This window comes from Corynebacterium sp. NML120713 (assembly GCF_001875735.1).
Lineage (GTDB): Bacteria > Actinomycetota > Actinomycetes > Mycobacteriales > Mycobacteriaceae > Corynebacterium > Corynebacterium pseudogenitalium.
In genome coordinates, this window is the sequence record NZ_MLCR01000029.1 from 23,840 (window position 1) to 46,590 (window position 22,751).

General features: G+C 55.8%; 20 protein-coding genes and 2 tRNA genes. 7 read left to right on the forward strand and 15 right to left on the reverse strand.

The features are described from left to right. Positions 1-3 precede the first annotated feature (3 nt). From uvrB to BJP06_RS11380, 5 genes are all read right to left on the reverse strand, one after another. A complete protein-coding gene (uvrB, locus tag BJP06_RS11360; protein WP_070479118.1) occupies positions 4-2,103 on the reverse strand; it encodes an excinuclease ABC subunit UvrB in 2,100 nt (699 codons plus the stop codon). 31 nt (positions 2,104-2,134) lie between these two features. Then, positions 2,135-2,749, reverse strand: a complete 615-nt coding sequence (gene coaE, locus BJP06_RS11365) for a dephospho-CoA kinase (protein ID WP_071573920.1) — start codon at positions 2,747-2,749, stop codon at positions 2,135-2,137. A 67-nt stretch (positions 2,750-2,816) separates the two neighbouring features. Beyond that, positions 2,817-4,280 (reverse strand): 30S ribosomal protein S1, encoded by a 1,464-nt coding sequence (rpsA, locus tag BJP06_RS11370; protein WP_070362535.1) that lies wholly within the window; start codon positions 4,278-4,280, stop codon positions 2,817-2,819. 636 nt (positions 4,281-4,916) lie between these two features. After that, positions 4,917-7,586, reverse strand: a complete 2,670-nt coding sequence (gene polA / locus BJP06_RS11375) for a DNA polymerase I (protein WP_071573921.1) — start codon at positions 7,584-7,586, stop codon at positions 4,917-4,919. A 41-nt stretch (positions 7,587-7,627) separates the two neighbouring features. Then, positions 7,628-7,701, reverse strand: a tRNA-Leu gene (locus tag BJP06_RS11380). 144 nt (positions 7,702-7,845) lie between these two features. On the opposite strand from BJP06_RS11380, the gene BJP06_RS11385 reads away from it, so the two are divergent. The 3 genes from BJP06_RS11385 (at position 7,846) to BJP06_RS11395 (ending at position 9,503) form a co-directional block, all read left to right on the forward strand. After that, positions 7,846-8,595, forward strand: coding sequence for a sulfite exporter TauE/SafE family protein (locus BJP06_RS11385; protein WP_071573922.1), 750 nt, complete (start codon positions 7,846-7,848; stop codon positions 8,593-8,595). A gap of 165 nt (positions 8,596-8,760) precedes the next feature. Beyond that, positions 8,761-9,150, forward strand: a complete 390-nt coding sequence (locus tag BJP06_RS11390) for a TetR/AcrR family transcriptional regulator (protein WP_071573941.1) — start codon at positions 8,761-8,763, stop codon at positions 9,148-9,150. Beyond that, positions 9,147-9,503 carry a hypothetical protein gene (locus BJP06_RS11395; RefSeq protein ID WP_071573923.1) on the forward strand — a complete coding sequence of 119 codons (357 nt, stop codon included), beginning with the start codon at positions 9,147-9,149 and terminating at the stop codon, positions 9,501-9,503. Before BJP06_RS11390 ends, BJP06_RS11395 begins: the two co-directional genes overlap by 4 nt. 57 nt (positions 9,504-9,560) lie before the next feature. Here the strand turns inward: BJP06_RS11395 and BJP06_RS11400 are convergent. From BJP06_RS11400 to BJP06_RS11410, 3 genes are all read right to left on the reverse strand, one after another. Then, positions 9,561-9,634 (reverse strand) — tRNA-Leu (locus BJP06_RS11400). A gap of 57 nt (positions 9,635-9,691) precedes the next feature. Next, complete coding sequence (locus BJP06_RS11405; RefSeq protein WP_070362538.1) at positions 9,692-9,949, reverse strand: HypC/HybG/HupF family hydrogenase formation chaperone; 258 nt, start codon at positions 9,947-9,949, stop codon at positions 9,692-9,694. A 7-nt stretch (positions 9,950-9,956) separates the two neighbouring features. Next, positions 9,957-11,081 (reverse strand): hypothetical protein, encoded by a 1,125-nt coding sequence (locus tag BJP06_RS11410; RefSeq protein WP_071573924.1) that lies wholly within the window; start codon positions 11,079-11,081, stop codon positions 9,957-9,959. Positions 11,082-11,132: 51 nt separating this feature from the next. Here BJP06_RS11410 and BJP06_RS11415 point away from each other — a divergent pair, with 51 nt between their 5' ends. Further along, the gene (locus BJP06_RS11415; RefSeq protein ID WP_071573925.1) at positions 11,133-11,468 is read left to right on the forward strand and encodes a hydrogenase maturation nickel metallochaperone HypA; all 336 of its coding nucleotides are present in this window, start codon (positions 11,133-11,135) and stop codon (positions 11,466-11,468) included. Here the strand turns inward: BJP06_RS11415 and BJP06_RS11420 are convergent. From BJP06_RS11420 to BJP06_RS11445, 6 genes are all read right to left on the reverse strand, one after another. Then, entirely contained in the window at positions 11,446-11,997 is a 552-nt protein-coding gene (locus tag BJP06_RS11420; RefSeq protein WP_083433294.1) for a HyaD/HybD family hydrogenase maturation endopeptidase, read from the reverse strand. The two genes, BJP06_RS11415 and BJP06_RS11420, sit on opposite strands and share 23 nt — an antisense overlap. Positions 11,998-12,000: 3 nt before the next feature. Further along, the gene (gene cybH, locus BJP06_RS11425; RefSeq protein ID WP_083433295.1) at positions 12,001-13,233 is read right to left on the reverse strand and encodes a Ni/Fe-hydrogenase, b-type cytochrome subunit; all 1,233 of its coding nucleotides are present in this window, start codon (positions 13,231-13,233) and stop codon (positions 12,001-12,003) included. Then, complete coding sequence (locus BJP06_RS11430) at positions 13,230-14,969, reverse strand: nickel-dependent hydrogenase large subunit (RefSeq protein WP_071573926.1); 1,740 nt, start codon at positions 14,967-14,969, stop codon at positions 13,230-13,232. Before BJP06_RS11430 ends, cybH begins: the two co-directional genes overlap by 4 nt. A 38-nt stretch (positions 14,970-15,007) precedes the next feature. Beyond that, positions 15,008-16,252 (reverse strand): hydrogenase small subunit, encoded by a 1,245-nt coding sequence (locus BJP06_RS11435; protein ID WP_071573927.1) that lies wholly within the window; start codon positions 16,250-16,252, stop codon positions 15,008-15,010. A gap of 167 nt (positions 16,253-16,419) precedes the next feature. Next, positions 16,420-17,238 carry a hydrogenase nickel incorporation protein HypB gene (hypB, locus tag BJP06_RS11440; protein ID WP_070362542.1) on the reverse strand — a complete coding sequence of 273 codons (819 nt, stop codon included), beginning with the start codon at positions 17,236-17,238 and terminating at the stop codon, positions 16,420-16,422. A gap of 16 nt (positions 17,239-17,254) precedes the next feature. Further along, a complete protein-coding gene (locus BJP06_RS11445; RefSeq protein WP_070362543.1) occupies positions 17,255-17,599 on the reverse strand; it encodes a hydrogenase maturation nickel metallochaperone HypA in 345 nt (114 codons plus the stop codon). Between the two features lie 47 nt (positions 17,600-17,646). On the opposite strand from BJP06_RS11445, the gene hypF reads away from it, so the two are divergent. After that, a complete protein-coding gene (gene hypF / locus BJP06_RS11450; protein ID WP_070479134.1) occupies positions 17,647-19,944 on the forward strand; it encodes a carbamoyltransferase HypF in 2,298 nt (765 codons plus the stop codon). Positions 19,945-19,967: 23 nt separating this feature from the next. Here the strand turns inward: hypF and hypE are convergent, their stop codons facing one another. Beyond that, entirely contained in the window at positions 19,968-21,062 is a 1,095-nt protein-coding gene (gene hypE, locus BJP06_RS11455; RefSeq protein ID WP_070479136.1) for a hydrogenase expression/formation protein HypE, read from the reverse strand. Positions 21,063-21,302: 240 nt separating this feature from the next. Between hypE and BJP06_RS11460 the strand changes: the two genes are divergently transcribed. Then, positions 21,303-21,572, forward strand: coding sequence for a HypC/HybG/HupF family hydrogenase formation chaperone (locus tag BJP06_RS11460; RefSeq protein WP_070362546.1), 270 nt, complete (start codon positions 21,303-21,305; stop codon positions 21,570-21,572). Between the two features lie 36 nt (positions 21,573-21,608). Beyond that, positions 21,609-22,748, forward strand: coding sequence for a hydrogenase formation protein HypD (gene hypD, locus BJP06_RS11465; RefSeq protein WP_071573928.1), 1,140 nt, complete (start codon positions 21,609-21,611; stop codon positions 22,746-22,748). The last annotated feature ends 3 nt before the right edge of the window (positions 22,749-22,751 follow it).

Below are 22,751 nucleotides of genomic sequence, written 5' to 3' on the forward strand. Positions count from 1 at the left end.
TTCTTAGTTTCCTGTATCTTTCATACCACGAAGTTCCTTTCGGAGATCAGCAATTTCATCACGCAGTCTGCCGGCGAGCTCAAACTTCAACTCGCGAGCTGCTGCACCCATTTGCTTCGTAAGGTCGTCGATCAATGCTTGTACCTGATCAGAGGCCATCTCGGACACGTCTGGCTTCGATACAACTGCGGTATCCGAGGCAACGCCATTTTCAGCTTCACCGTCAGTGTTCTCATATACCTGATCCAAAATGTCGGCAATCTTCTTGCGCAGCGGCTGCGGATCGATCCCATGTTCTTTGTTGTACGCCAACTGAATTTCGCGACGCCGCTCTGTCTCACTGATTGCTTCCTCCATCGACTCAGTGACCTGGTCGGCGTACATGATGACCTCTCCAGATACGTTACGAGCTGCGCGCCCGATAGTCTGAATCAGCGACTTGGTCGAACGCAGGAACCCTTCCTTGTCGGCGTCGAGAATTGCAACAAGTGAAACTTCCGGCAAGTCGAGACCCTCTCGCAGCAGGTTGATGCCAACGAGGACGTCAAACTCTCCAAGCCTCAGCTGGCGGAGCAGCTCAACGCGCTGCAGCGTATCAATGTCAGAGTGCAGGTAGCGCACCTTTACCCCGTTATCCAGGAGATAATCAGTCAAGTCCTCAGCCATGCGCTTCGTCAAGGTAGTGACCAGCACGCGCTCGTTCTTCTCCACCCGGACGCGAATCTCGTCAATCAGGTCGTCGATTTGTCCCTTCGTCGGTTTCACCGTGACCTTTGGATCGACGAGGCCTGTTGGGCGAATAACCTGCTCAACAAACTCGCCGTGTGCTGCTTCGAGCTCGTAATCGCCCGGTGTCGCGGACATGTACACCGTCTGCCCCACGCGCGATTCAAACTCATCGAAGGTCAACGGACGGTTGTCGACGGCGCTCGGCAGCCGGAATCCGAATTCCACGAGGTTGCGTTTCCTCGACATATCGCCTTCAAACATTCCTCCAATTTGCGGGACGGTCACGTGAGACTCGTCGATAATTGTGAGGAAGTCTTCCGGGAAGTAGTCGATGAGCGTCGCTGGCGCCGATCCTGCCTCGCGCCCGTCCATGTGACGAGAATAGTTCTCAATGCCTGAGCAGAAGCCAACCTGCTGAATCATCTCGAGGTCATACTCGGTGCGCATCCGAAGTCGCTGAGCCTCAAGTAGTTTTCCGCGGTTCTCAAGGTCCTCTAAACGGTCTGCAAGCTCTTCTTTGATGGATTCGATCGCCTTTTCCATTCGCTCTTCAGTGGCCACGTAATGGGTAGCAGGAAAGATCCGAAGCTCATCTTCTTGGCTCAGCACGTCTCCCGTGAGCGGATGAATGTAATACAAGCTGTCAATCTCGTCTCCGAAGAACTCAACCCGAACCGCGACTTCCTCATACGCGGGAATGATATCGACGACGTCGCCCTTTACTCGGAACGTACCGCGTTTGAAGTCAATATCGTTGCGCTCGTACTGGATATCAACGAGTAATCGAAGGAAGCGGTCACGCTCAACCTCTTCCCCCACGCGCAGCACCACAGAGCGATCAAGGTAGGACTGCGGCGTACCAAGGCCGTAGATACAAGAGACTGACGACACCACCACTACGTCACGACGCGACAGCAATGCGGAGGTAGCTGAGTGACGCAGGCGTTCTACATCATCATTAATGGAGGAATCTTTTTCGATGTATGTATCCGTCTGAGCGATATATGCCTCTGGTTGGTAATAGTCGTAGTACGAGACGAAGTACTCAACCGCGTTATTTGGGAGGAGCTGCCGAAGCTCATTTGCTAGCTGCGCGGCGAGCGTCTTGTTCGGAGCCATCACGAGCGTTGGGCGCTGCTGCTTTTCAATCAGCCACGCTGCCGTCGCCGACTTGCCGGTGCCGGTGGCACCCATGAGGACGACGTCTTCTTCTCCCCGGTTGAGACGTTCATCTAGCTCTGCGATCGCTTTAGGCTGATCACCCGATGGCTCAAACTCCGAGACGACTTCAAAGGGCTTTTCTCGACGCTCGATCTCGCCTACTGGTCGAAACTCCGAATGTGCCAGGACCGGATGCTCTGCTGCAAATGCCATGCAGCTCAGTCTAATGACTCAACCAGATTCCTCAACGTTGATGCTGCAACAATTCTCGCTCGACATAGTCGACCAAAGCATCCACCTGCGGAGCGAGCTCAGACAACGGACCGTTATTGTCAATCACGTAGTCAGCGGCCGCAAGTCGATCGTCGTCATCAATCTGCCGTGCTATACGGGAACGGGCGTCTGCCTCCGATAGACCGCGCAATTGAACCAGCCGCCTCACTCGCTCTTCCTCGTTCACATCGACTACAACGGTGAAGTCCATCTGACGGTGCAGCCCAAGCTCTACAAGCAGTGGCATATCGTACACAGCAACCCGGGCTCCTTCAGCTTCAGCGGCGTCGAACTGCCGTGATGACTCCTTGCGAATCGCAGGATGCGTAATCGAATTCAGCTTCTGCGTCTGTTCCTCCGAGACAAACGCCCGCTGCGCCAGCAACTTGCGGTTCAAAGCGCCGGAAGCGTCCACCAGGTCATCGCCGAATGCAGCAGCCACCTCTTTTAGCGCATCGCTTCCTGGTTGCAGAACATCGCGCGCGATACGGTCAGCATCGACTACGACGAAGCCACGCTCACGTAACAACGCGGCAACGGACGACTTTCCGCTTCCGATTCCTCCGGTAAGCCCAATTTTCAACATGCGTCACATACTAGGCGAAAACCCCTTCCTGGATTCCAGGAAGGGGTCGTCGATTAGCTAATAAAGACTAGTTGCCAGCGAGCTTGTCGCGAAGTGCTGCGAGCTGCTCGTCAGATGCGAGCGAGCCACCTGCGCTAGCGGTCTCATCCGCTGCCGGAGCTGCAGCGTTGGACTGCGAGGAGTAGTTCGCCTGGTCACCCGCCTGCTCTGCCGCCTCGGCAGCAGCAGCGCGATGACGCTCGATCTGTGCAGTGTGCGCCTGGAAGCGGCGCTCAGCCTCTGCGTAGCGAGCCTCCCACTGCTGACGAGCCTCGTCGAAGCCCTCCATCCACTCGTTGGTCTCCGGATCGAAGCCCTCTGGGAAGATGTAGTTACCCTGCTCGTCGTAGGAATCAGCCATGCCGTAGCGGGACGGATCGAACTCTTCGTTGTAATCCTCGTCCGCCTGCTTCAGCGACAGCGAGATACGACGACGGTCGAGATCGATGTCGATGACCTTGACCATGACCTCTTCGCCAACGTTGACAACCTGGTCCGGTACCTCGACGTGGCGCTGTGCCAGCTCGGAGATGTGAACCAGACCCTCGATGCCCTCTTCGACGCGAACGAACGCACCGAATGGAACAAGCTTGGTGACCTTGCCCGGCACGATCTGGCCGACAGCGTGGGTGCGTGCGAACACGCGCCATGGGTCCTCCTGGGTCGCCTTCAGCGACAGGGAAACACGCTCACGGTCGAGATCGACGTCGAGAACCTCAACGGTAACCTCATCGCCGACGGTGACAACCTCAGATGGGTGGTCGATGTGCTTCCAGGACAGCTCGGAAACGTGAACCAGGCCGTCTACGCCGCCAAGGTCCACGAAAGCACCGAAGTTGACGATGGAAGAAACAACGCCCTTGCGTACCTGACCCTTCTGCAGCTGGTGCAGGAAGTCGGAACGAACAGCGGACTGCGTCTCTTCGAGGTATGCACGGCGGGACAGGACCACGTTGTTGCGGTGCTTGTCCAGCTCGATGATCTTTGCCTCGAGCTCCTGGCCAATGTATGGATCCAGGTCACGGACGCGACGCATCTCAACGAGCGACGCAGGCAAGAAGCCACGAAGACCGATGTCGAGGATGAGGCCACCCTTGACAACCTCGATGACCGTACCAGTAACTGGCTGGTCGTTCTTCTGCAGCTCTTCGATGGTGCCCCAAGCACGCTCGTACTGAGCACGCTTCTTGGAGAGCAGGAGGCGACCTTCCTTGTCCTCCTTGGTCAGGACCAGTGCGTCGATCTCGTCGCCGACCTGGACAACTTCGTCCGGGTCAACGTCATGCTTGATCGACAGCTCACGGGTAGGGATAACACCCTCAGTCTTGTAGCCGATGTCAAGGAGAACCTCATCGTGGTCAACCTTAACTACGGTGCCGGAGACGATGTCACCATCATTGAAGTACTTGATGGTTGCGTCTACAGCGGCGAGAAATTCCTCAGGTCCGCCGATATCGTTGATTGCGACCTGTGGTGCGTTGGAAGTGCGCATAAGTTAAATGTGCTCCGAAATTGAAATAGGAGATCGTATTTGGACAGGGGCATATCATCTCTTACCAGCGCGGAAAGATCCCGCAATATGAGCCGGTGATGCCCTCCTATTACGACACCACGAGACCTATTGCCCAGATATGCTCGTGCAAGAATATCGCCTTTGCCCAGCTCGCGCAAATATCAACACTCGGATAAATCCCCATCAGGTCGACCGTTAAGGCAAACAACACATCCTTCACCGAACTCGCCAACTGAGAACGCCGTAAGTCTGCCGCACCGCCGATAAGGCGCAAACTCGCAGGTCAAAGCAATACACTCGCCATCCCACACCCCCATAATTAGTCAATATTTTGTTTAATGTAGTCCATTTTTGGCCAATTCTCTTACGTTCCCCACAGACGTCTGTTAGTGTTTTCATTGCCACGATCAAGGCGCAGCAGCGATAGATAAGGCCAATCTAGAGCTGTGAAACCTCGCGAGGTGAACCGTGGCACCGCTTCTCGGGGGAACTCGGGGGAAGAAGCGGTTGATGGGGGAAGGCAGTCCCAGACGGATTGAGAAGGAGGCTCTGGGACCGTCTCGGGGCTATAGAGCGGAATAATGGGGGCCGCTCTATAGCCCCGCACTTCCCGCCCTAATGGCCAGCATCCTGCCAGTTCTCTCCGTATCCGGTAGAAACCTCGAGCGGCACGTTGAGTTCAATAGCGCGATCCATCTCCCGCTCAACAATCTCACGCACTTCATCGAGCTCACCCGGAGCGACTTCAACAACCAACTCGTCATGCACTTGCAACAGCACACGGGACTCGTAGTCAGCCAACGCTCGGTCAACGTGAATCATCGCTACTTTAATGATGTCTGCGGCAGTACCTTGGATAGGAGCATTCAGGGCCGCCCGCTCAGCATTTTCTCGGGCGACTCGGTTGTCACTGTTGAGCTCAGGCAGGTAGCGTCGGCGCCCAAACACAGTTGCGGTGTATCCATCCTTTCTGGCTTTCTCGACGACCGAGTCCAGATAGTGCTTCACCCCACCGAAACGGTGGAAGTAACTCTCCATGATTTCCTTGGCTTCACCTGGCGAGATCGAGAGCTGCGCGGCGAGGCCGTACGCAGAGAGCCCATAAACCAAACCATATGACATTGCCTTGACCCGACGGCGTAGCTCGGGCGTCACGGCGTCGATAGCAACATCAAATACCTGTGAACCGACGTAGTTGTGCAGGTCTTCGCCATCCTTGTACGCGGAGATGAGCCCCTTGTCCCCGGACAGGTGCGCCATCACTCGCATCTCAATCTGTGAGTAATCAGCGGTCAGAAGATACTCATACCCCTTACCAACGGTGAATGCTGCTCGAATCTTTTGACCTGTCTCTGTACGGACGGGAATATTCTGCAGGTTTGGATCAGTCGAACTCAGTCGGCCCGTTGAAGTCACGGTTTGGTTGAAGGTTGTGTGAATTCGGCCATCACTGTGTACCGCCTTGATAAGCCCCTCGATTGTGGACTTCATCTTCTGATATTCACGATGTGCCAACAGATGATCAAGGAACGGATGCGGATTCTTTTCTGCAAGCGCCTCGATCTCCTTGGCTGCCGTCGAATACCCAGTCTTTGTTTTCTTGGTTTTAGGCAAGTCAAGTTTGTCGAAAAGAACGACAGAAAGCTGCTTCGGACTCGAAAGGTTGAGAGCTGGCTCGTCGACAAGCGTGCGGGCCTCTCCTTCTACCTGGGCAACCTTGTCAGTAAACTCCTTGCGAAGATTTTCAAGAGCTTCGATATCAACAGCCACGCCGACGTCCTCCATCCTGGCAAGAATGGGTACAAGTGGCAGCTCCAGGTCGGCATACAGCGCGTAAGAGTCGATTTCACGAAGTTCTTGAGCAAGATGTTGCGCCAGTTCCAACACAGCAACGGCGGCATCAACCTGTGAAGTTTGATCCAACAGACTGAGTTGCTCTTGCCCTACGTCCAACTGTCGCTGCAAGTGACGCTGGTATACATCAGCCAGCGCATAGGTGCGCTGCCCCGGGCGAAGCAGGTAGGCAGCAATCGCTGTGTCATGCGCAATCCCGCTGAGTGTGATGCCTCTGCCCCGCAACATGTGATACATAGCTTTACCGTTGTGGAGGTACTTGGGGTCATCTGACTCCAACCAGTCCTTCAGCGCAGCATCCTCTTCAGGGGTAAGCTCCGCTGTTTCGCGTTGGATGCCGTGCCGCTCCTTATCGACGATCCCAATCGCAGTAGCATCGCCGTTTGCCGGCACCGGACTACCGTCCACATACAGTGCTAATCCTTGCCCCCTATGGGAAGCGATCCAATCGTCCAACGGCCCTTCGTCGATCACAACTTCTGGAAGCTCCACAGGCAAATGCTCTTCGGCGTCCCCTTCCGTAGGAAGCGCGGATAGCACACGTTCGCGAAGATTCGTGCCGAACTCCAAAGAATCAAATCGCTTCGCAATAGCACCGATGTCTACGGCCTTTAGCTCCAAGTCATTTGGCGTAACAGGGAGCTCCACGTCGGTGACCATCTGCGTGAGTTCACGATTGAGCTGCACTTGCTCGATACGGTCTCGGAAGTTTTGACCTGCGACTCCCTTGATTTCATCCGCGTGGTTAACGAGTTCTGCAAGCGAACCGTATTGCGTGATCCACTTTGTCGCCGTCTTCTCCCCGACCTTCGGAACCGAGGGGAGGTTATCAGACGGGTCTCCCCGAAGCGCCGCAAAATCCGGATACTGTGCCGGAGTCAGCCCGTACTTCTCCTCGACCTTGTCCGGAGTGAAACGTGTCATCGTCGAAACCCCGCGCATCGGGTACAACAGCGTCGTTGAATCGTCTACCAGTTGTAGGTAGTCGCGGTCCCCTGAAACCAAGACAATTTCGAAATCCTGATCAACGCGAGCCTGGTGCACCAGCGTCGCCACGATATCGTCAGCTTCAAAATTCTCCTTCGACAAGCTGATGATTCCGAGGTCCTCAAGGCACTCCTGAATCAGCGGAACCTGCCCCTTAAACTCAGGCGGAGTGGATTCGCGCTGAGCTTTGTACTCCGGAAAACGTTCCGTTCGAAACGTCTTGCGCCCCACATCAAACGCCACACCAATATGCGTTGGTGCTTCTTGCGCCACAACGTTGGCGAACATCGACAAGAAGCCATACACCGCATTCGTTGTTTGGCCACCGGTCGTCGAAAAGTTTTCAGCAGGCAGAGCGTAGAACGCTCGAAATGCCATGGAGTGTCCGTCAATGAGCAATAACCGTTTCTTCACGGCCCCTAGTGTAGACGTACGTCCCGACATGACGACTCAAACAAGAAAACCCGGCTTATGGCCGGGTGTTGTGCCCCAGGTGAGACTCGAACTCACACTGGACGGGTTTTGAATCCGTTGCCTCTGCCAATTGGGCTACTGGGGCGACGTCGCAAAGTATATAGCAGGCAAGCGCTCAGGCGTGAATCGCACCACGCGATCATCTAAATCGCCAGTTCACTCCAGGTATCTAAAATTCGTCAGGTAGGGTGATGAGCGCTGTATATGAAGCAGAGCACAGGAGGGTGCAGTGACAACAGTTCTGATCGGAATCTTCCTGGCTGTGTTCGCTGGAGCTGCCTTGCAGCGAATTTCAGGAATGGGCCTTGGGCTTATCGCGGCCCCCGCACTATCTGTCCTCCTCGGTCCAGTCTCTGGGGTGTTGATGGTCAACGTGCTAGCCACAGTCAACGCGATAGCCAACACCTATTCAATGCGCGAGCGCGTTGATTGGAAACGCTTTGCCCCAATTGCCGGAGCCCTTGTTTTGGGTGCGGTACCCGGCGCATTCCTCATACGGGCAGTTTCAACTAGTTTGCTTCTAATCATCGTTGGCGTTCTATTGTTGATCGCGCTCGGCACAGTGACGTTGGGAAAACGCTACATACCGAATATTGAAGGCACCGTACCTTCTGTTATCGCAGGTTCACTTGGTGGTTTCATGAACACGTTGGCAGGCGTAGCTGGCCCATCAATCACCGTGTACGCCCACGCGGCACGCTGGCCTAAGGAGATCTACGCAGCTACGCTCCAGCCAATCTTCCTGGTCAGCGGCGCACTCTCATTCGCCATTAAGGAAATCACTGGTGCAGCAAACCTCTCCGCGGTGACTCCTGAAACGTGGGTGGTTGGCATTGTTGCGATGGTGTTGGGCATCGTTGTTGGCACCCGTATGGCACCACGGGTACCAGTACAACTGGGGTACCGAATAGCACTCGCCCTGGCGATCTTCGGCGGGTTCACCGCACTTGTGCGCGGTCTACTCGGTACCGGAGCATAATCCACTAACCAACGCTACTTTTAAACTGAGCCCCAAACCACAACAGCACCGGTTCCTTTCCAGTATCCGGGCGTAGAGCCATAAACACGCACTTGGCGCGCGACACGGTATCTAATCCGCCTCAGATAATGGACAATGCATTCCAGAACGAATAGTATGAAAGTCATGGGTAGACCACGAGAGTTCGATGAAGACGAAGTCATCCGCAGGGCTATAAAGCTTTTCGGTGAACGCGGGTATACAGCACAGTCCGTTGACGCAACTCTTACCTACCTTGAGATAAATCGTTCGAGCTTCTATAAAATCTTCGGTTCCAAACATGGCCTGCTGAGAACGGCGCTGGAAGCAGTATGCCGAAACGCTAAGACAGGTGAAGTGACACTAGAAGCCAAGAGTCTTGTTGCAGTCACTCTCGTGGAAGTCGCGCCCGTAAGCCAAGAGCTACGCCCCTTGATTCTCGAAGCAAATTCCCTTTGCTTTGCTGAAGGCCCAGCAGCACTAGGCAAGCACTTACTCGACCGCGCAAGCAGCACTTCCAAAGGAGAGGCACAATGAGCAACAACAATCTCAAATTCACCGACGCTACTCTGGTTGTTGAGCCACTCGGCTTAGATAAGATTTGGTCGTTCAAAGGATCCATCGAGGTTCCCTGGGAACATGTACGCGGAGCTACACATGACCCGGGTATGAAGAACGAGCCGAAGGGTTTTCGCTGCCCAGGACTAAGGATGGGAGAAAAGCTTGCGGGAACGTTCCACTCAGATGGTGAAAAGCTGTTTTGGAACGTCAGCGGATTCGAGAATACGGTCGTAATCGAGTTAGCTGATGAGAACTTCGCCCGCCTCGTCCTCACAGTTGATGACCCAGTCACAACTGTTGAACGCATCAACGAGTTGGCATCAGCCTGATAGCTAAGTTTCGTACAAAAGGAGCCTGGTCGAGGGAATCCTCGACCAGGCTCCTTGTGCCCCAGGTGAGACTCGAACTCACACTGGACGGGTTTTGAATCCGTTGCCTCTGCCAATTGGGCTACTGGGGCGTGCCTGCTCAATATAGCGCACGGCGCGAGCAGAACAACAATCGGACGCCGTTAAGGTCAGCGCACAGTAGAGCCGGGTTGGTTTGGTAGCAGATCAAACTCATCGATTGCCTCGAACGAGGCCTGCGCGTCATCTTCCGAAATGACGTCCATTGCGAATCCATTCTGGATGAGCACCCACTGCCCCACCTCAACTTCTGGAAGATATGCGAAGCAGCATGGCCGCTCCTCACCCTTCATATCGATGGCCCCCATCGGCATGGGGCTGGACAGGTCGCCAGTGCTCAGCACTTTCGCTGGAACTCCAAGACACATCGCTACATCATTTCCTTTCAATGTTGATGTTCATGGCGCCTTCCGGTGCCGAGGTGCACGGCAGGCAAGGATCCGCGCTACGGATCGCATACTCCATCTCTGCAGGAGTCGATGCCTCTGTGAGCATCCGAGCAAGCCATCCCTCATTTTGCGCGGTAGGGCTCAAAATCTGGCAATCGATCAGATTGCCGTCTTCCACAGTGTAGCGGTGCACCAACAAGCCTCGAGGACCATCAACGATGCCCGTTACGGTGCCATCGCGCAGTGAATTATCGACGACGACCGGCTCAGCCAACAGCTCAGGAACCTGCAAAAGCTTTTCGATATCGTCGAGTACCGAGCGCACAAGCGCAAACTGGGCGTCGCGCGCGCTCAGATGGGGGAATCGCGCAACTGGGCCTACCCGGTAGTCGCGCCAGTGGCCGTCGATAAGTACCTGGGGCCGCGGGGTGATAGCACCGGGGTGCTGCTCTCGAACGTGCTCATAGAAATCATGCGCTGGGAACAAATGCAGCTCACCCTCGAAACGCGCGGCAATGCACTCTCCTAGTGGATCTGCTGCGCCGTCGGCATCACACGCGAAAAGGTCGGCAAGCTTTGGTGGATGCTGTTCCACAGGCTCAACCGGTTGGGAAGGCAAGAGACTACGGATCGTCGAGACGCCTTCAGCTGCGCGCTTGACCTCATCGGCATCGGCGTGTGCGTGCACTCCCCCAGGAATCGCAACATCGGGAAAGTGACCCGGACAACCGGCGGCACGCAGCACCAGCTTCGCAAACTTGCGGATCTCTAATCCGTGGTCAGGCAGCAGGCGCGGTGCGAGCGTGTCAAGGACCGAACCCGCATGAAGAAGGCGCCGGAGCTGCACGGCCTGCTCGCTCATCGAATCGCTCGACCCAACAAGTTGGTCAAGTGCTCGCATCCCCGCCAAGTGGTGCGTTACCGGGCACAGCCCACAGAGTCGCGTCACGATAGTCGGAACTTCGCTCGCGCGCTTGCCCACTAACAGCTTGTCTACGCGCGGCACGCCGGCGATGTCGAAGCGTGCGGTGCGTTCATTGCCCTCGCCTTCAACAATGACTGTCGCTGCAAGCGGATCGATGACGGCGTCAAGAAACAACTTCTCTGACATTTTCCATGCTCCTTACTCGCGTTGCCTACCCCAATTGAACATAATGGGGGTATGCATGAATTGAGTCTACTTCGCGGGGTAATCGATGCAGTGAACGAGTCGGTGCCCGGCCGAAACGTCCTGGCGGTCGGTATGAAAGTAGGCACGCGCTCCGGGGTTGATGTGTATGCGCTTCGCCAAGCATGGGATCTTGCACGCGTCGATACAACGTGTGCTCAAGCCCGGCTCGACTTGGACATTATCCCCGCGGCAGTCTGGTGCCCTCAATGTGAAGATACCGTCGAGATTGACGAATACTTCGCGCTGCGATGCCCTAAATGTGACACCCCCACTGCAGATCTGCGTGGGGGTGACGAGTTCCAAGTTACTTGGGTTGATGTTGAGTAGCTTCTGATGTCCACTCCTTTAGCAGCTGCCGGGCCCGCTGCACTGCTTCTGGAATTGCAGCACTGATCTCCTCACTCAGCGATGTACGGAATTCGACGTCGCGCGCCGTGATACCCACAACCGCCACGTTGTCGGGTTCTTGACCTGTGAGGCGCGCGGCGCTCAACAGGTCCAGCAGTCCCACCTGGTGAGGCGATAGCTGCTGTTGCAATAGGCGCGGAATTTGATCACCGACGAGCACAGCCACATCACCTGGCTGGCCCTGTTTGAGCCCATCGAGCACCAGCAGGTAGTCGGCGTCCTGCACCATGGGTAGGATCTCCATGCCAGACGTTCCTCCATAGATGAAGTTCACGCCCTGGATCGGGTCCGCCTCAAGCTCGCGGAGGATGGCCAGCCCAACTGCGTCATCCGCCATGATCTCGTTTCCAATGCCAATGACGTTGATAGTGACGCCATCAAGCGTCACCAGCTCAGGCGATGGCACCGGGACATCTGGCGCGGAACGAAGCTTCCTCGTGACCGTCATACTCTACTCAACCTCAGGGCCGTCAACCGGCTTCGTGCCCTTCGGCAACCAAACACCGCCGTTGATCATTGCAGACAGGCCACCGTGGCGCTCCGTCGCATCGGCACGGAACACAAGGTAGACGTGCAGAATGACGAAAGCCCAAATAATGAACATGATCAATGCATGCACCAAACGGAAGTATGGGATGCCGATCCATTCCACGGGTGCAGCCATGAGCCGCCAGAACCAGCTATCCTGCTTGGGCAAACCGAAAAGCGCAAGACCAGAGTAAATCTGCACCATACACAGAGCGTAAATTCCGGTGTACGCAGTCTGTTGCAGACCGTTGTGCCCAACACGTGGCGGTGGCTCATTGGTGAGGAGCAGGTAGTACTTCGTCTGTTCCCACATCAACTTGAGGTCATCCTGACTTCGCACCGGCCAGAGCGCCCGCCACTTCATCTGCCGTGTCTGGGCGAACACCATGATGGCGAGCCTCCAAATGGACAGCGCGATCCACGCGAAGGCTGCGATGAAGTGAATCAGACGATTCCAGCCCATGAGCATTCCTGCGTCATGTGCGTTCGATGGACCGAAGAAGGGATCCATGATGTAGTAGCCCGTGATCGTCATAATGATGATCAGGAGCATGTTAATCCAGTGCTGCCAACGCAGGGCAACCGGCCACATCTCGATTCGTGTGTAGCCGCCCTTAGTCACTGGGCGAGGACGAACATGGTCGCCGATGCCGAAGGCAATGTAGCCCTTCAGGACAAATTCACCCGTGGTGTCGCCGTCGACTGGTGCCACGGCAACGCCCATGCAGCGATTGCCGAACTTGGAGACCGTGTCGACGTTTTGCATCATCGTCTTCATCTCGTGCTTATCCCACGCAGATGCTTGAATTACTGATGCAAGATCTCCACGCATCACTGCTACGTCTTGGCGCTCACCGAGCAGCTTTGCGTTGCGCACCACCGACAGCGAGTATTTTCGACTCGGCGTCGCAGGGCTAAAGCTTTCTACAGTGCCATATACGTAGTCCGGGTCAACCGCCCGCAGCAAAGCTTGGTCCACGGGGTCGGGAGAGTCTGCGGGCTGCGAAGATGCCAAGCGCAACAGGGTCTCGGCACCGATGTCATCAATCGGACGAGATTCTGTAACACTCAACACCAAGTTCTTGTCTGGTGTGATCTGGCGAGTGGCCGGTGTATCACCCGAACCCGCAGATGCACGATTTAGCTGGGTGCTCATTGGGTAATCACCTTCACAAGTTCATTACCTTCTGTGTCCAACAAGTGGACTGCACAGGACATGCAGGGGTCAAACGAGTGGATCGTACGAAGGACCTCGAGCGGTTCATCTGGGTTAGCAAGCGGGTGCTTACCGTTCGCCAGCGACTCCTCGTACGGGCCCATCTTGCCTTCAGGGTCACGGCCGCCCGCCAGCCAAGTGGTCGGGACGACAGCTTGGTACCGCTCCGTCTTACCGTCCTTGATCTTGGTCCAGTGGCTGAGGGACCCGCGGGCCACTTCCATCATGCAGAAGCCTTCGGCCTCCTTCGGCCAGGTTGAAGGCTCCCACTTGCTCGAGTCGAAGACATCGTAATCGCGCTTGCGAAGTCCCTCGATGAATTCAGGCAACAACACGTTGGACATTGCCTCGGACGTCGTTACCGCTTCCAGAGCACGTGCCAGGGTGCGACCACCGGTCGAGTTCAGCTGCTCGAGCTTTATGTCAAGCTTCTTGAGCGCATCATCAACGAGACGCTTCGTGCTTGGCTCGTTCTGTGCATACGCAAGAAGGATACGAGCAATCGGGCCAACCTGCATAACGTGGCCGTCGTAACGCGGCGCCTTCGACCAGGTGTATTCCTCGTTATCGCCGAGCCACTTGTATGGCAGCTTCGGACCGGTGTAATCGGCGATGGTGTCGCCCTCAAATGGGTGCTTGCCCTCGTTCTTGTCTTCCTGCGCAAACCATGCGGAAGAAACATATTCCTTGAACAGGTCTGGGTTGAGCTCATGCACCTTGGAGTAATCACCGTTCAGGAGGATACCTGGGGTGATATCCGTGTGGGTGTATCCCATGGTGCGCTCCATATGGTCACCACGAACCGTCGCACCTGCCATCCCGACTGCGAGGAAGTTTGGAGCTGCAGCGCCGATATCGAAGTAGTCCTTGTATACGCCCATGATCGCCATTGCATCGGGCAAGTACACGCCCTTGACGAACTCGTCGATCTCTGCAACCCAGTTCTTGATTTGATCAATAGAAACTTGGTTGACTGTCTCGGACTTATCCTGATCAATCGTGCAGGCCATGCCGCCTACCAGGAAGTTCGGGTGCGGGTTTTTGCCACCAAACACTGTGTTGATGCGAATAATGGAGCGCTGGAACTGCAGCGCGTCGAGGTAGTGAGAGACCGCCATCAAGTTCGCTTCTGGAGGCAGGCGATAGTCTTCGTGATCCCAGTACCCACCAGTGAAGATAGACAGCTGACCGGAGTCAAGAACAGAGTTCAAGGTGTCCTTGACCTCCTGGAACTTGTCAACGGAGTTCAGCTTCCACTTCGAACCAATGGACTTAGCAAACTCGACTGCCTTCTCCGGGTCTGCCTTTGCGGCGGAGACGACGTTTACCCAGTCCAAGGCGTGCAGATGGTAGAAGTGCACAACGTGGTCGTGGATCTCCTGGCTCGTCAGGACGAGGTCACGGATGAGCTGCGCCTGCTTTGGGATGTGGCTTCCAATCGCATCCTCGACGGCAACAACACTTGCCAGGGAGTGGACGCCAGTGCAAACACCACAGATACGGCCAACAAACGCCCAGACGTCGCGTGGATCTCGACCTTCTACAATCTTCTCAATGCCGCGAAACATCGTGGTCTCGCTCCAAGCGTTGGTGATGGTGCCGTCTTCGACTTCCATCTCCATGCGGAGGTGACCCTCGATACGCGTCAGCGGGTCTACAACAACTCTTTCAGCCATTTTTAGTTGCTTTTCCTTTCAATCGTCGTGAACGCCGCTTACGCGGAAGGGTTGGTCGGCCTGTGATGGCCATCGGCATCTGTGCTCGTCGCAAATGCCCGATCACCCTCTGCCATAAGTGCCGAGATATCCTCGGGACCATCTTCTTCGCCAAAGGCCGCAAGAGGCTGAACTTCGCCACTCTTGCGACGGATGCCAACCTCCTTGACTACGCTGAGTGCGCCATGGACTGCGGTACCAGCGGCGGCGACACCAATGAGGCCGAGGCCAATCTTGCCAGCGGAAGCTTCTTGACCGAATGCACGAACATTCGGCAGTTCCTCGTAGAACGGAGTAAACCGGTCAAAGAAGTCCTTTTCCGTACAACCGATGCACGGGTGACCAGCGCCGATCGGCCAGCCGGACTTGAGGTTCCATTGGATGATCGGGCATGGCGAGAAGGTCGATGGGCCCTTGCAACCAACTTCATAGAGGCACCAGCCATTACGAGCGCCTTCGTCATCAAACGTGCGCACGAACTGGCCCGCATCGAAGTGTGGACGCTTCGGACAGGAATCGTGAATGCGCTGATCGTACGCAAAGAGTGGACGACCCTCTGCATCCACCTTTGGTGGCTCACCGTGGGTCAGCAGGTAGGTGATTGTTGCGGTGATAACTTCACCGATAGGCGGGCAACCAGCCACGTTGATGACTGGCTTATCCTTGATAATTTCGTCAACACCCACTGCCCCGGTCGGGTTTGGACGAGCAGCCTGTACTGAGCCATACACTGCACATGCACCTACGGAAAGGATTACGGTTGCGTTCTCTGCGGCTTCGCGGAGAACTTGCTCGGCGCTCTTGCCGCCGATCTGGCAGTATGCGCCACCTGCACCAGTTGGAACAGAGCCGTTGACCACCAGAATGTGCGGTTCCTTGTTCATCTCTTCCAGTGCCTGCTCGGCTGCGTGCCCTGATGCAGCCATCACGAGCTCGTTGTAGTTCATCGACAGCTGGTTCAAGACGAGGTCCTCAACTGTGGAGGAACCGGAACGAAGCACCGACTCCATACAGCCGGTGCACTCCTGTAGCTGAAGCCAAGCAACCATTGGCTTCTTTACATCACCGAGCGCCTCGGCAATTACCTCAGTCTCTTCAGCGTTGGCGCGTGAGGCAAGCGGCGCACCCACTGCAAACACTGCAGCCATAGAGCTGCACATTTTAAGGAAGTCTCGACGCTTCACCCCCTTCTTCGACAGGTTTTCCCAAAGCGTTCCACTCTGCCAAGTGTCTTGTAGAAGCATCGATTTTCCCTCTCATGCGAGAGCCATGTGCCGGCACATACTCCGGCCCATACCCCTCAAATGAACGTGTACAGATTCCATCAGCGGTCAAGCTGCATGCTTAACGCATCTATAGGGCCAGGGTATCAAGACATGAAAGTAATTCCGGTGTCGTGAAGTCGGCAGGGCTAGAAATCTACCCCCGATTGGGACATAAGCCACTCATTCCACTCGTCTAATCCTTCCCCCGTTGTAGCTGAGGTAAGGATTACCTTCACTCCAGGATTCACCTTCTCAAGATTTTCCTTGAACAGATCGAGATCGAAATTCAGGTAAGGCAGCAGGTCAACCTTGTTTACGACGACCACTTCGACACTCCGGAACATGACCGGGTACTTCAGCGGCTTATCCTCCCCCTCGGTAACTGAGGCAACCATTACCTTATGATGCTCTCCAACTTCAAATTCAGCCGGACACACTAGGTTGCCAACATTTTCAATCAGCACCATATCGACATCATCGAGGTTGAGCCCCTTTAAAGCATGCGCAACCATCGGAGCATCGAGGTGGCACTCGCCCCCAAACCCGTTCCCGGTATTGAGCAGACTTACCTGTGCACCGAGGTTTTCCAAGCGCTCTGCGTCTAACGCAGTTTCGATGTCACCTTCTACAATCCCGAAACGGATTTTGTCCGCGAGCGCTTCCAAGGTTTTACGCAGCAGCGTCGTCTTTCCTGCTCCCGGGGAGCTCATCACGTTGATGCAAACCACGCCGTGCTCTTCAAACGCGGAACGGTTTGCGGCCGCTTTTACATCGTTTTCCGTGAAAATATCCTCAAGCACCGCGATGCGTTCACGTCCAGTGTCATACCCAGTGTGGTCTCCGTGCTCAGAGTGCTCCGCATCTACTCCCACGTGGAGGTGATCGTGTTCGTGGTGGTGCGTGTGATCATGCGAATGATCGTGGCTGTGAACAGTCCCGTCGTCGTGGCGGTGGAAACGTCCCATGCTTCTTTTCTCCTTCTTAACGGTCAGATGTCACATCAATGTCTACGACAGCGAATTCCTCGCCCGTAATCACACTCGTGGGAGCGTTGCATTCCTGGCATCGGACGTCGAGATACTCATTGGGGTCGAGTATTCTTCGATGCCCGTTGCTGCACTCGATCTCGGCTGGAACCCAGTCGATCCGCAGCTCCGACTTTTCCATGGGGCTCCCCTTTGTGACGAACCCCCAGGCATACTCGAGTGATTCCGGCACGACTTGTCGCAGCGCACCGATTCGGAGGTGCACCGACAGCACTGTTCGTCCGCGCGCTGCGCGCTGAACTGCTGACGCTAACTGATGACTTAATGCAACTTCATGCACAGCACCTAGCCTAGGCGATTATTCAAGAAGTTTGTAGAGTATGCAGCATGGGAGCACAGAGCAGAGTCCGCGTCTTTCTCGAAGGCATTGTCCAGGGGGTGGGAATGCGTCCGCACGTCGCGCGAATCGCACAACGCTTCGGCCTTACTGGACTTGTCGGCAACAACGAGCGCGGAGTCTTTATCGAGTTTCAGGGCGACGCAACAGCACTCCACAATGCGCAGAAGACGCTTATCGACGAGCTCCCGCCTCTCGCTCACATTTTGGATAGCCAAACGTCTTCACTCCCACTCGTATACGGCGAAACGGGGTTTCGGATTGTCGAGTCAGAACATGTCGAGGGAGAAAAGACACTCATCTCCCCTGACATGACAACGTGTGAAGCCTGCCTAGCCGATATTGATGACCAAGACAATCGGCGCTACCACTACCCATTCACCACTTGCACGCACTGCGGACCACGTCTTTCCATCATTACTTCGCTCCCCTACGACCGCGCGACTACCACCATGCGTGAATTCCCTATGTGCACACAATGCGAGGAAGAATACACGAACCCAGACGACCGGCGGTTTCACGCGCAACCAATAAGCTGCCCACATTGCGGCCCTACTTTGTGGTGTACGGATGCCAACGGTGCCGTCCTCGCCGAAACGCGAACGGATGCGCTTGCATTGGACCCCGGCAAATTCGACGAGCTCGTGCTCAAGGTTCAAAACGCCTGGGAATCTGGTGCGGTCGTCGCGGTCAAAGGGATTGGTGGCTTTCACCTGATGTGCGCGGCGGAAAACGAAGAGGCCGTCGAAAAGCTGAGGGAGCGCAAGCGCCGACCCGACAAGCCTCTCGCGGTGATGGTGCCAAATCTCGACGCCGCCAAATCCATTGCAACACTCAGTAAAGAAGCGGAGGATCTTTTGGTATCGCCGTCACATCCGATCGTGTCTGTTCCGCTTCACGAAGGAGCACTCTGCGAAGGGATTGCGCCTGGTTTGAGGGAAGTAGGCCTCATGCTTCCATATTCGCCACTGCACCATCTGTTGGTTGACCGACCTGTGGTAGCTACCTCGGGCAATCTCAGCGGCGAGCCTTTATGCGTCACTAATGAAGAGGCACTTCGGAAACTTACGCACCTCGCGGACATGTTTGTGCTCCACGATCGTGAGATTTATGTGCCCGTGGAAGACTCGGTCTACGTCGATACGACGCTTGTTCGGAGGTCTCGCGGACTGGCGCCGATTCCAATGCTGCTCGACACTGAGCGAAAGCCCACTGTCCTAGCGGTAGGGGGCGAACTCAAGAACACGGCGACTCTGGCCGTTGGGCGGTACGCACACGTCTCCTCGCATGTAGGCGATATGGGGTCATGGGATGCTCAGCGGCACTTCGAGAAAATGGTAAAACAGCTCTGCTCAATACAAGGCGCACAACCCGACGTTGTTGTGTGCGACATGCACCCTGGCTACCAAACTTCGATGTGGGCGCAGCGTTACGCTGACCAGCGTGACGTCGAGCTCATTGAGGTCCAGCATCACCACGCACATGCACTGTCACTGTTGGCTGAGCATCAGCGACTATCGACGCCCGCCGTCGTTGCAGCTCTCGACGGCACCGGCTACGGAACGGACGGCACCATTTGGGGTGGCGAAATACTTCATGTATCCGACGATGGCAACGCCGAGCGGCTCTGGCACCTACCACCATTTTCCCTCGTAGGTGGCGATAAAGCGGTGCGAAATCCGTGGCGGATTGCGCGCGGTCTCGCATATAGCTGGCAGCTCGAAGGCCTCAGCGTGCCTCCTGAAGTTGATCTAGACGAGTTGCGATTAGTCGACTCTCAGCTCAGCAGCGGGTTCGGCACCACTGCAACAACTTCGATGGGACGTCTCTTCGACGCGTTCGCATCGATACTCCAGGTTCAGCAATCGGTGAGCTACGAAGCGCAAGCAGCGATGGAGCTTGAGGCCCTCGCAGGCAAGTCTCGCCTTTCGCTGGCAGAAGCGCTTGACGCAACCGAAGATATTCGATCGTTCCCGCATCTTGCACAATGGGTGATCAACGCAACCCTAGATGGAACACGCCTCTTCGAAGACATTGCCCGAATTGCACACGCAGGCATAGCGACACTCGTTGCTCGCTCGCTTATTGACGCCGCCCAAGAAGAAGCAACCGAGGTCATTGGCATCACGGGGGGCTGCGCCGTCAACCGCATTTTGATGACCGACATCTTGCAAGTACTCCGGCACCAACACCCCTCATTGACGGTGTTAACGCATAAAAAAGTGCCCGCCACCGACGGCGGGCTCAGCCTCGGCCAGGCGGCCGCAGGAAGGATCTGGTCGCGGTAGCGAACCCATGCAGCCTCAGGAAGTTAACAGATTCGTGGCAACGGATCGCCGACCAGCTTGTCGACCATACGGGTACCACCAAAGCCGGTGACCAACACCACCGCTGCAGCTGGTTCCTCGACGATCTTTCCAACCACCGCCGCCCCTTCAGCGCCTGCTGCATGCAGCGCCGCGAGTGCTTGGTCGGTCTGGTCTTCCGGCACCACCGCCGTAAACGTTCCTTCGTTCGCGACGTAGAGCGGATCAATGCCCAGCATGTCGCAAGCGGCGCGCGTCATCGGCTGCACAGGGATCTTCTCGTCGTGCAGTGCAACGCCGTAGCCAGTTGATTCTGCAAGTTCGTTCATGACTGTCGCTAGACCACCACGTGTGGCGTCACGCATCCAACGAGTCTCGGGGGCATCGGCGAGCATCGCCCGCACCAAACTTGCGACCTCGCGCGAGTCGGACTCGATCGGAGCTTCGATTGCGAGGTCTCCGCGGGCCATCATGACCGCCATACCGTGGTCTGCGATCGGGCCAGAAACGATAATCCGGTCACCAGGCTTGACTTTTGCAAAACCGAGTTCCCGTCCAGCAGGTACTACGCCGATGCCTGCTGTATTGATATAAATCTTGTCCCCAGCACCCTTCGGAACTACTTTTGTGTCGCCAGTCGCAATCTGTACTCCGGCGCGTTCTGCTGCGGTGCGGAGATTCTGCGCGATCCGGCGAAGCGTCTCTACTTCAAGCCCTTCTTCCAGAATGAAACCCACCGAAATATACTTCGGCTCCGCACCACCCACGGCAAGATCGTTGACGGTACCGTTTACCGCGAGATCCGCGATGGATCCACCCGGGAACTCTATCGGGTTCACCACATAGCTGTCGGTTGTAAACGCCAGCGTCCCGCCGTTCAAATCGAGGTCCAACAGCGTCGAGTCTTCCCCCTGTGAGAGCAGATCGTTGCCGTACTCGTCGAAAAATACCTGCTCTAGCAGTGTCGCGCTCGCCTTTCCGCCCGCCCCGTGTGCGAGCGTGACATATTCATCCTTCAAGCGTCCACCACGACGACGCACTCGAGCAATGTTGTCATTGACCTTGGACTCATCTACATTGAGGCGGTTTTTAGGCTGCACAGCACTTTCCTTTTCTTATTTTCGCAACTAGCCACCGTGTGGAATTGCTACGAATAGTTCCGTGTGTGAATTCTACCGCCGGTACCGCGTTTTGGGTTTTCGGGGCTTGAAGGTTGTGGGTGACGCGCATAGTTGGCTTGCTGGGTACTTTTAGAAATGCACAAATCATGGGCAATAATGTAAAACGGAATAAGCACGAAAAAGTGTGAAAATAATGCAATCGATGGAAGGCTCTGCTTTATGTGTCTGGGAGTACCAGCGCAGGTTGTCGAAATTAAGGATCCCACCCGCGCAACAGTCAGCATCTCGGGAGTAACCCGTGCAATCTCCACTGACCTTCTTGTTGAAGAAGGACTCGAGGTCGGCGAATGGGTGCTGGTACACGTAGGATTTGCGCTGTCAAAAATTGACGAGGATGAAGCCGCGACAACCCTGCAACAGATTCAACAACTCGGCGCAAATACGTTTGAGGACGAGCTCGATTCGTTTACAACCTCAAGAATCGACTAAGCCACCGCCCCCTACGTTCCTAAGAAAGGACCCCACATGAAATTCGTCGATGAGTTTCGCGACCCAGCCGCAGCTCGCCAACTGATTGCAACCATTGAGGAACAGGCGAAGCAACTCGACCGCCCGATTAAGCTCATGGAAATCTGCGGTGGGCATACCCATACGATCTACCGCTACGGCCTGGAAAATCTTCTCCCCGACTCCATCGACCTCGTTCACGGACCTGGTTGCCCAGTCTGCGTCATTCCAATGGGCAGGGTCGATGACGCACTCTGGCTTGCAAACCAGCCTGACGTTATCTTGACCACGTTCGGCGACATGATGCGTGTTCCAGGCTCCGAGGAGTCACTGTTGCAGGCTCGTGCACGTGGTTGCGACGTTCGCTTTGTCTACTCTCCACTGGACTCTCTCAAGATCGCGGAGGAGAACCCGGATAAGCACGTTATCTTCTTCGCAATTGGCTTTGAGACGACGACGCCATCCACCGCTGTGACGCTAACCGCCGCCAAGCAACGCGATATCCCAAACTTCTCAGTCTTTTCTAACCATGTGACCATCGAGCCACCACTGCGTGCAATCGCCAACGGGGGTGTCTCGGAGGTTGACGGCTTTATCGGGCCCGGCCACGTAGCAACTGTGGTCGGCACAAAGGCTTTCGATTTCCTGGCTGAAGAATTTAACCGGCCAGTCTCCGTTTGCGGCTTCGAACCTTTGGATATTCTTCAGGGCGTTGCCCAGTTGCTGGAGCAGTTTACGTCGGGCGACATTGCCGCGGGCAAGGCACGCGTCCAAAACCAGTACGCCCGCGTCGTGCGCCCAGAGGGCAACCCTTCAGCGCAAGCGCTCTTGGATAGGGTCTTCGATATACGGGACGAGTTCGAGTGGCGTGGCCTTGGAACCCTTCCCCATTCCGGAATGGCCATCTCTGAAGAGTTCGCCAAGTGGGATGCGGAGCGCATTTTCGATGTGCCCGGCAACCGAGTCGAAGACCCCGCGGCATGTGAGTGCGGGTCTGTCCTGACCGGCCACATCAAGCCGTGGCAGTGCAAGGTCTTCGGTACCGCCTGTACGCCGGACACCCCGATTGGTACCTGCATGGTTTCCCCAGAAGGAGCCTGTGCCGCATATTACAACTTCGGAAGAATAGATAAAATCACCACTTCTTCCCTCTCTTAGATT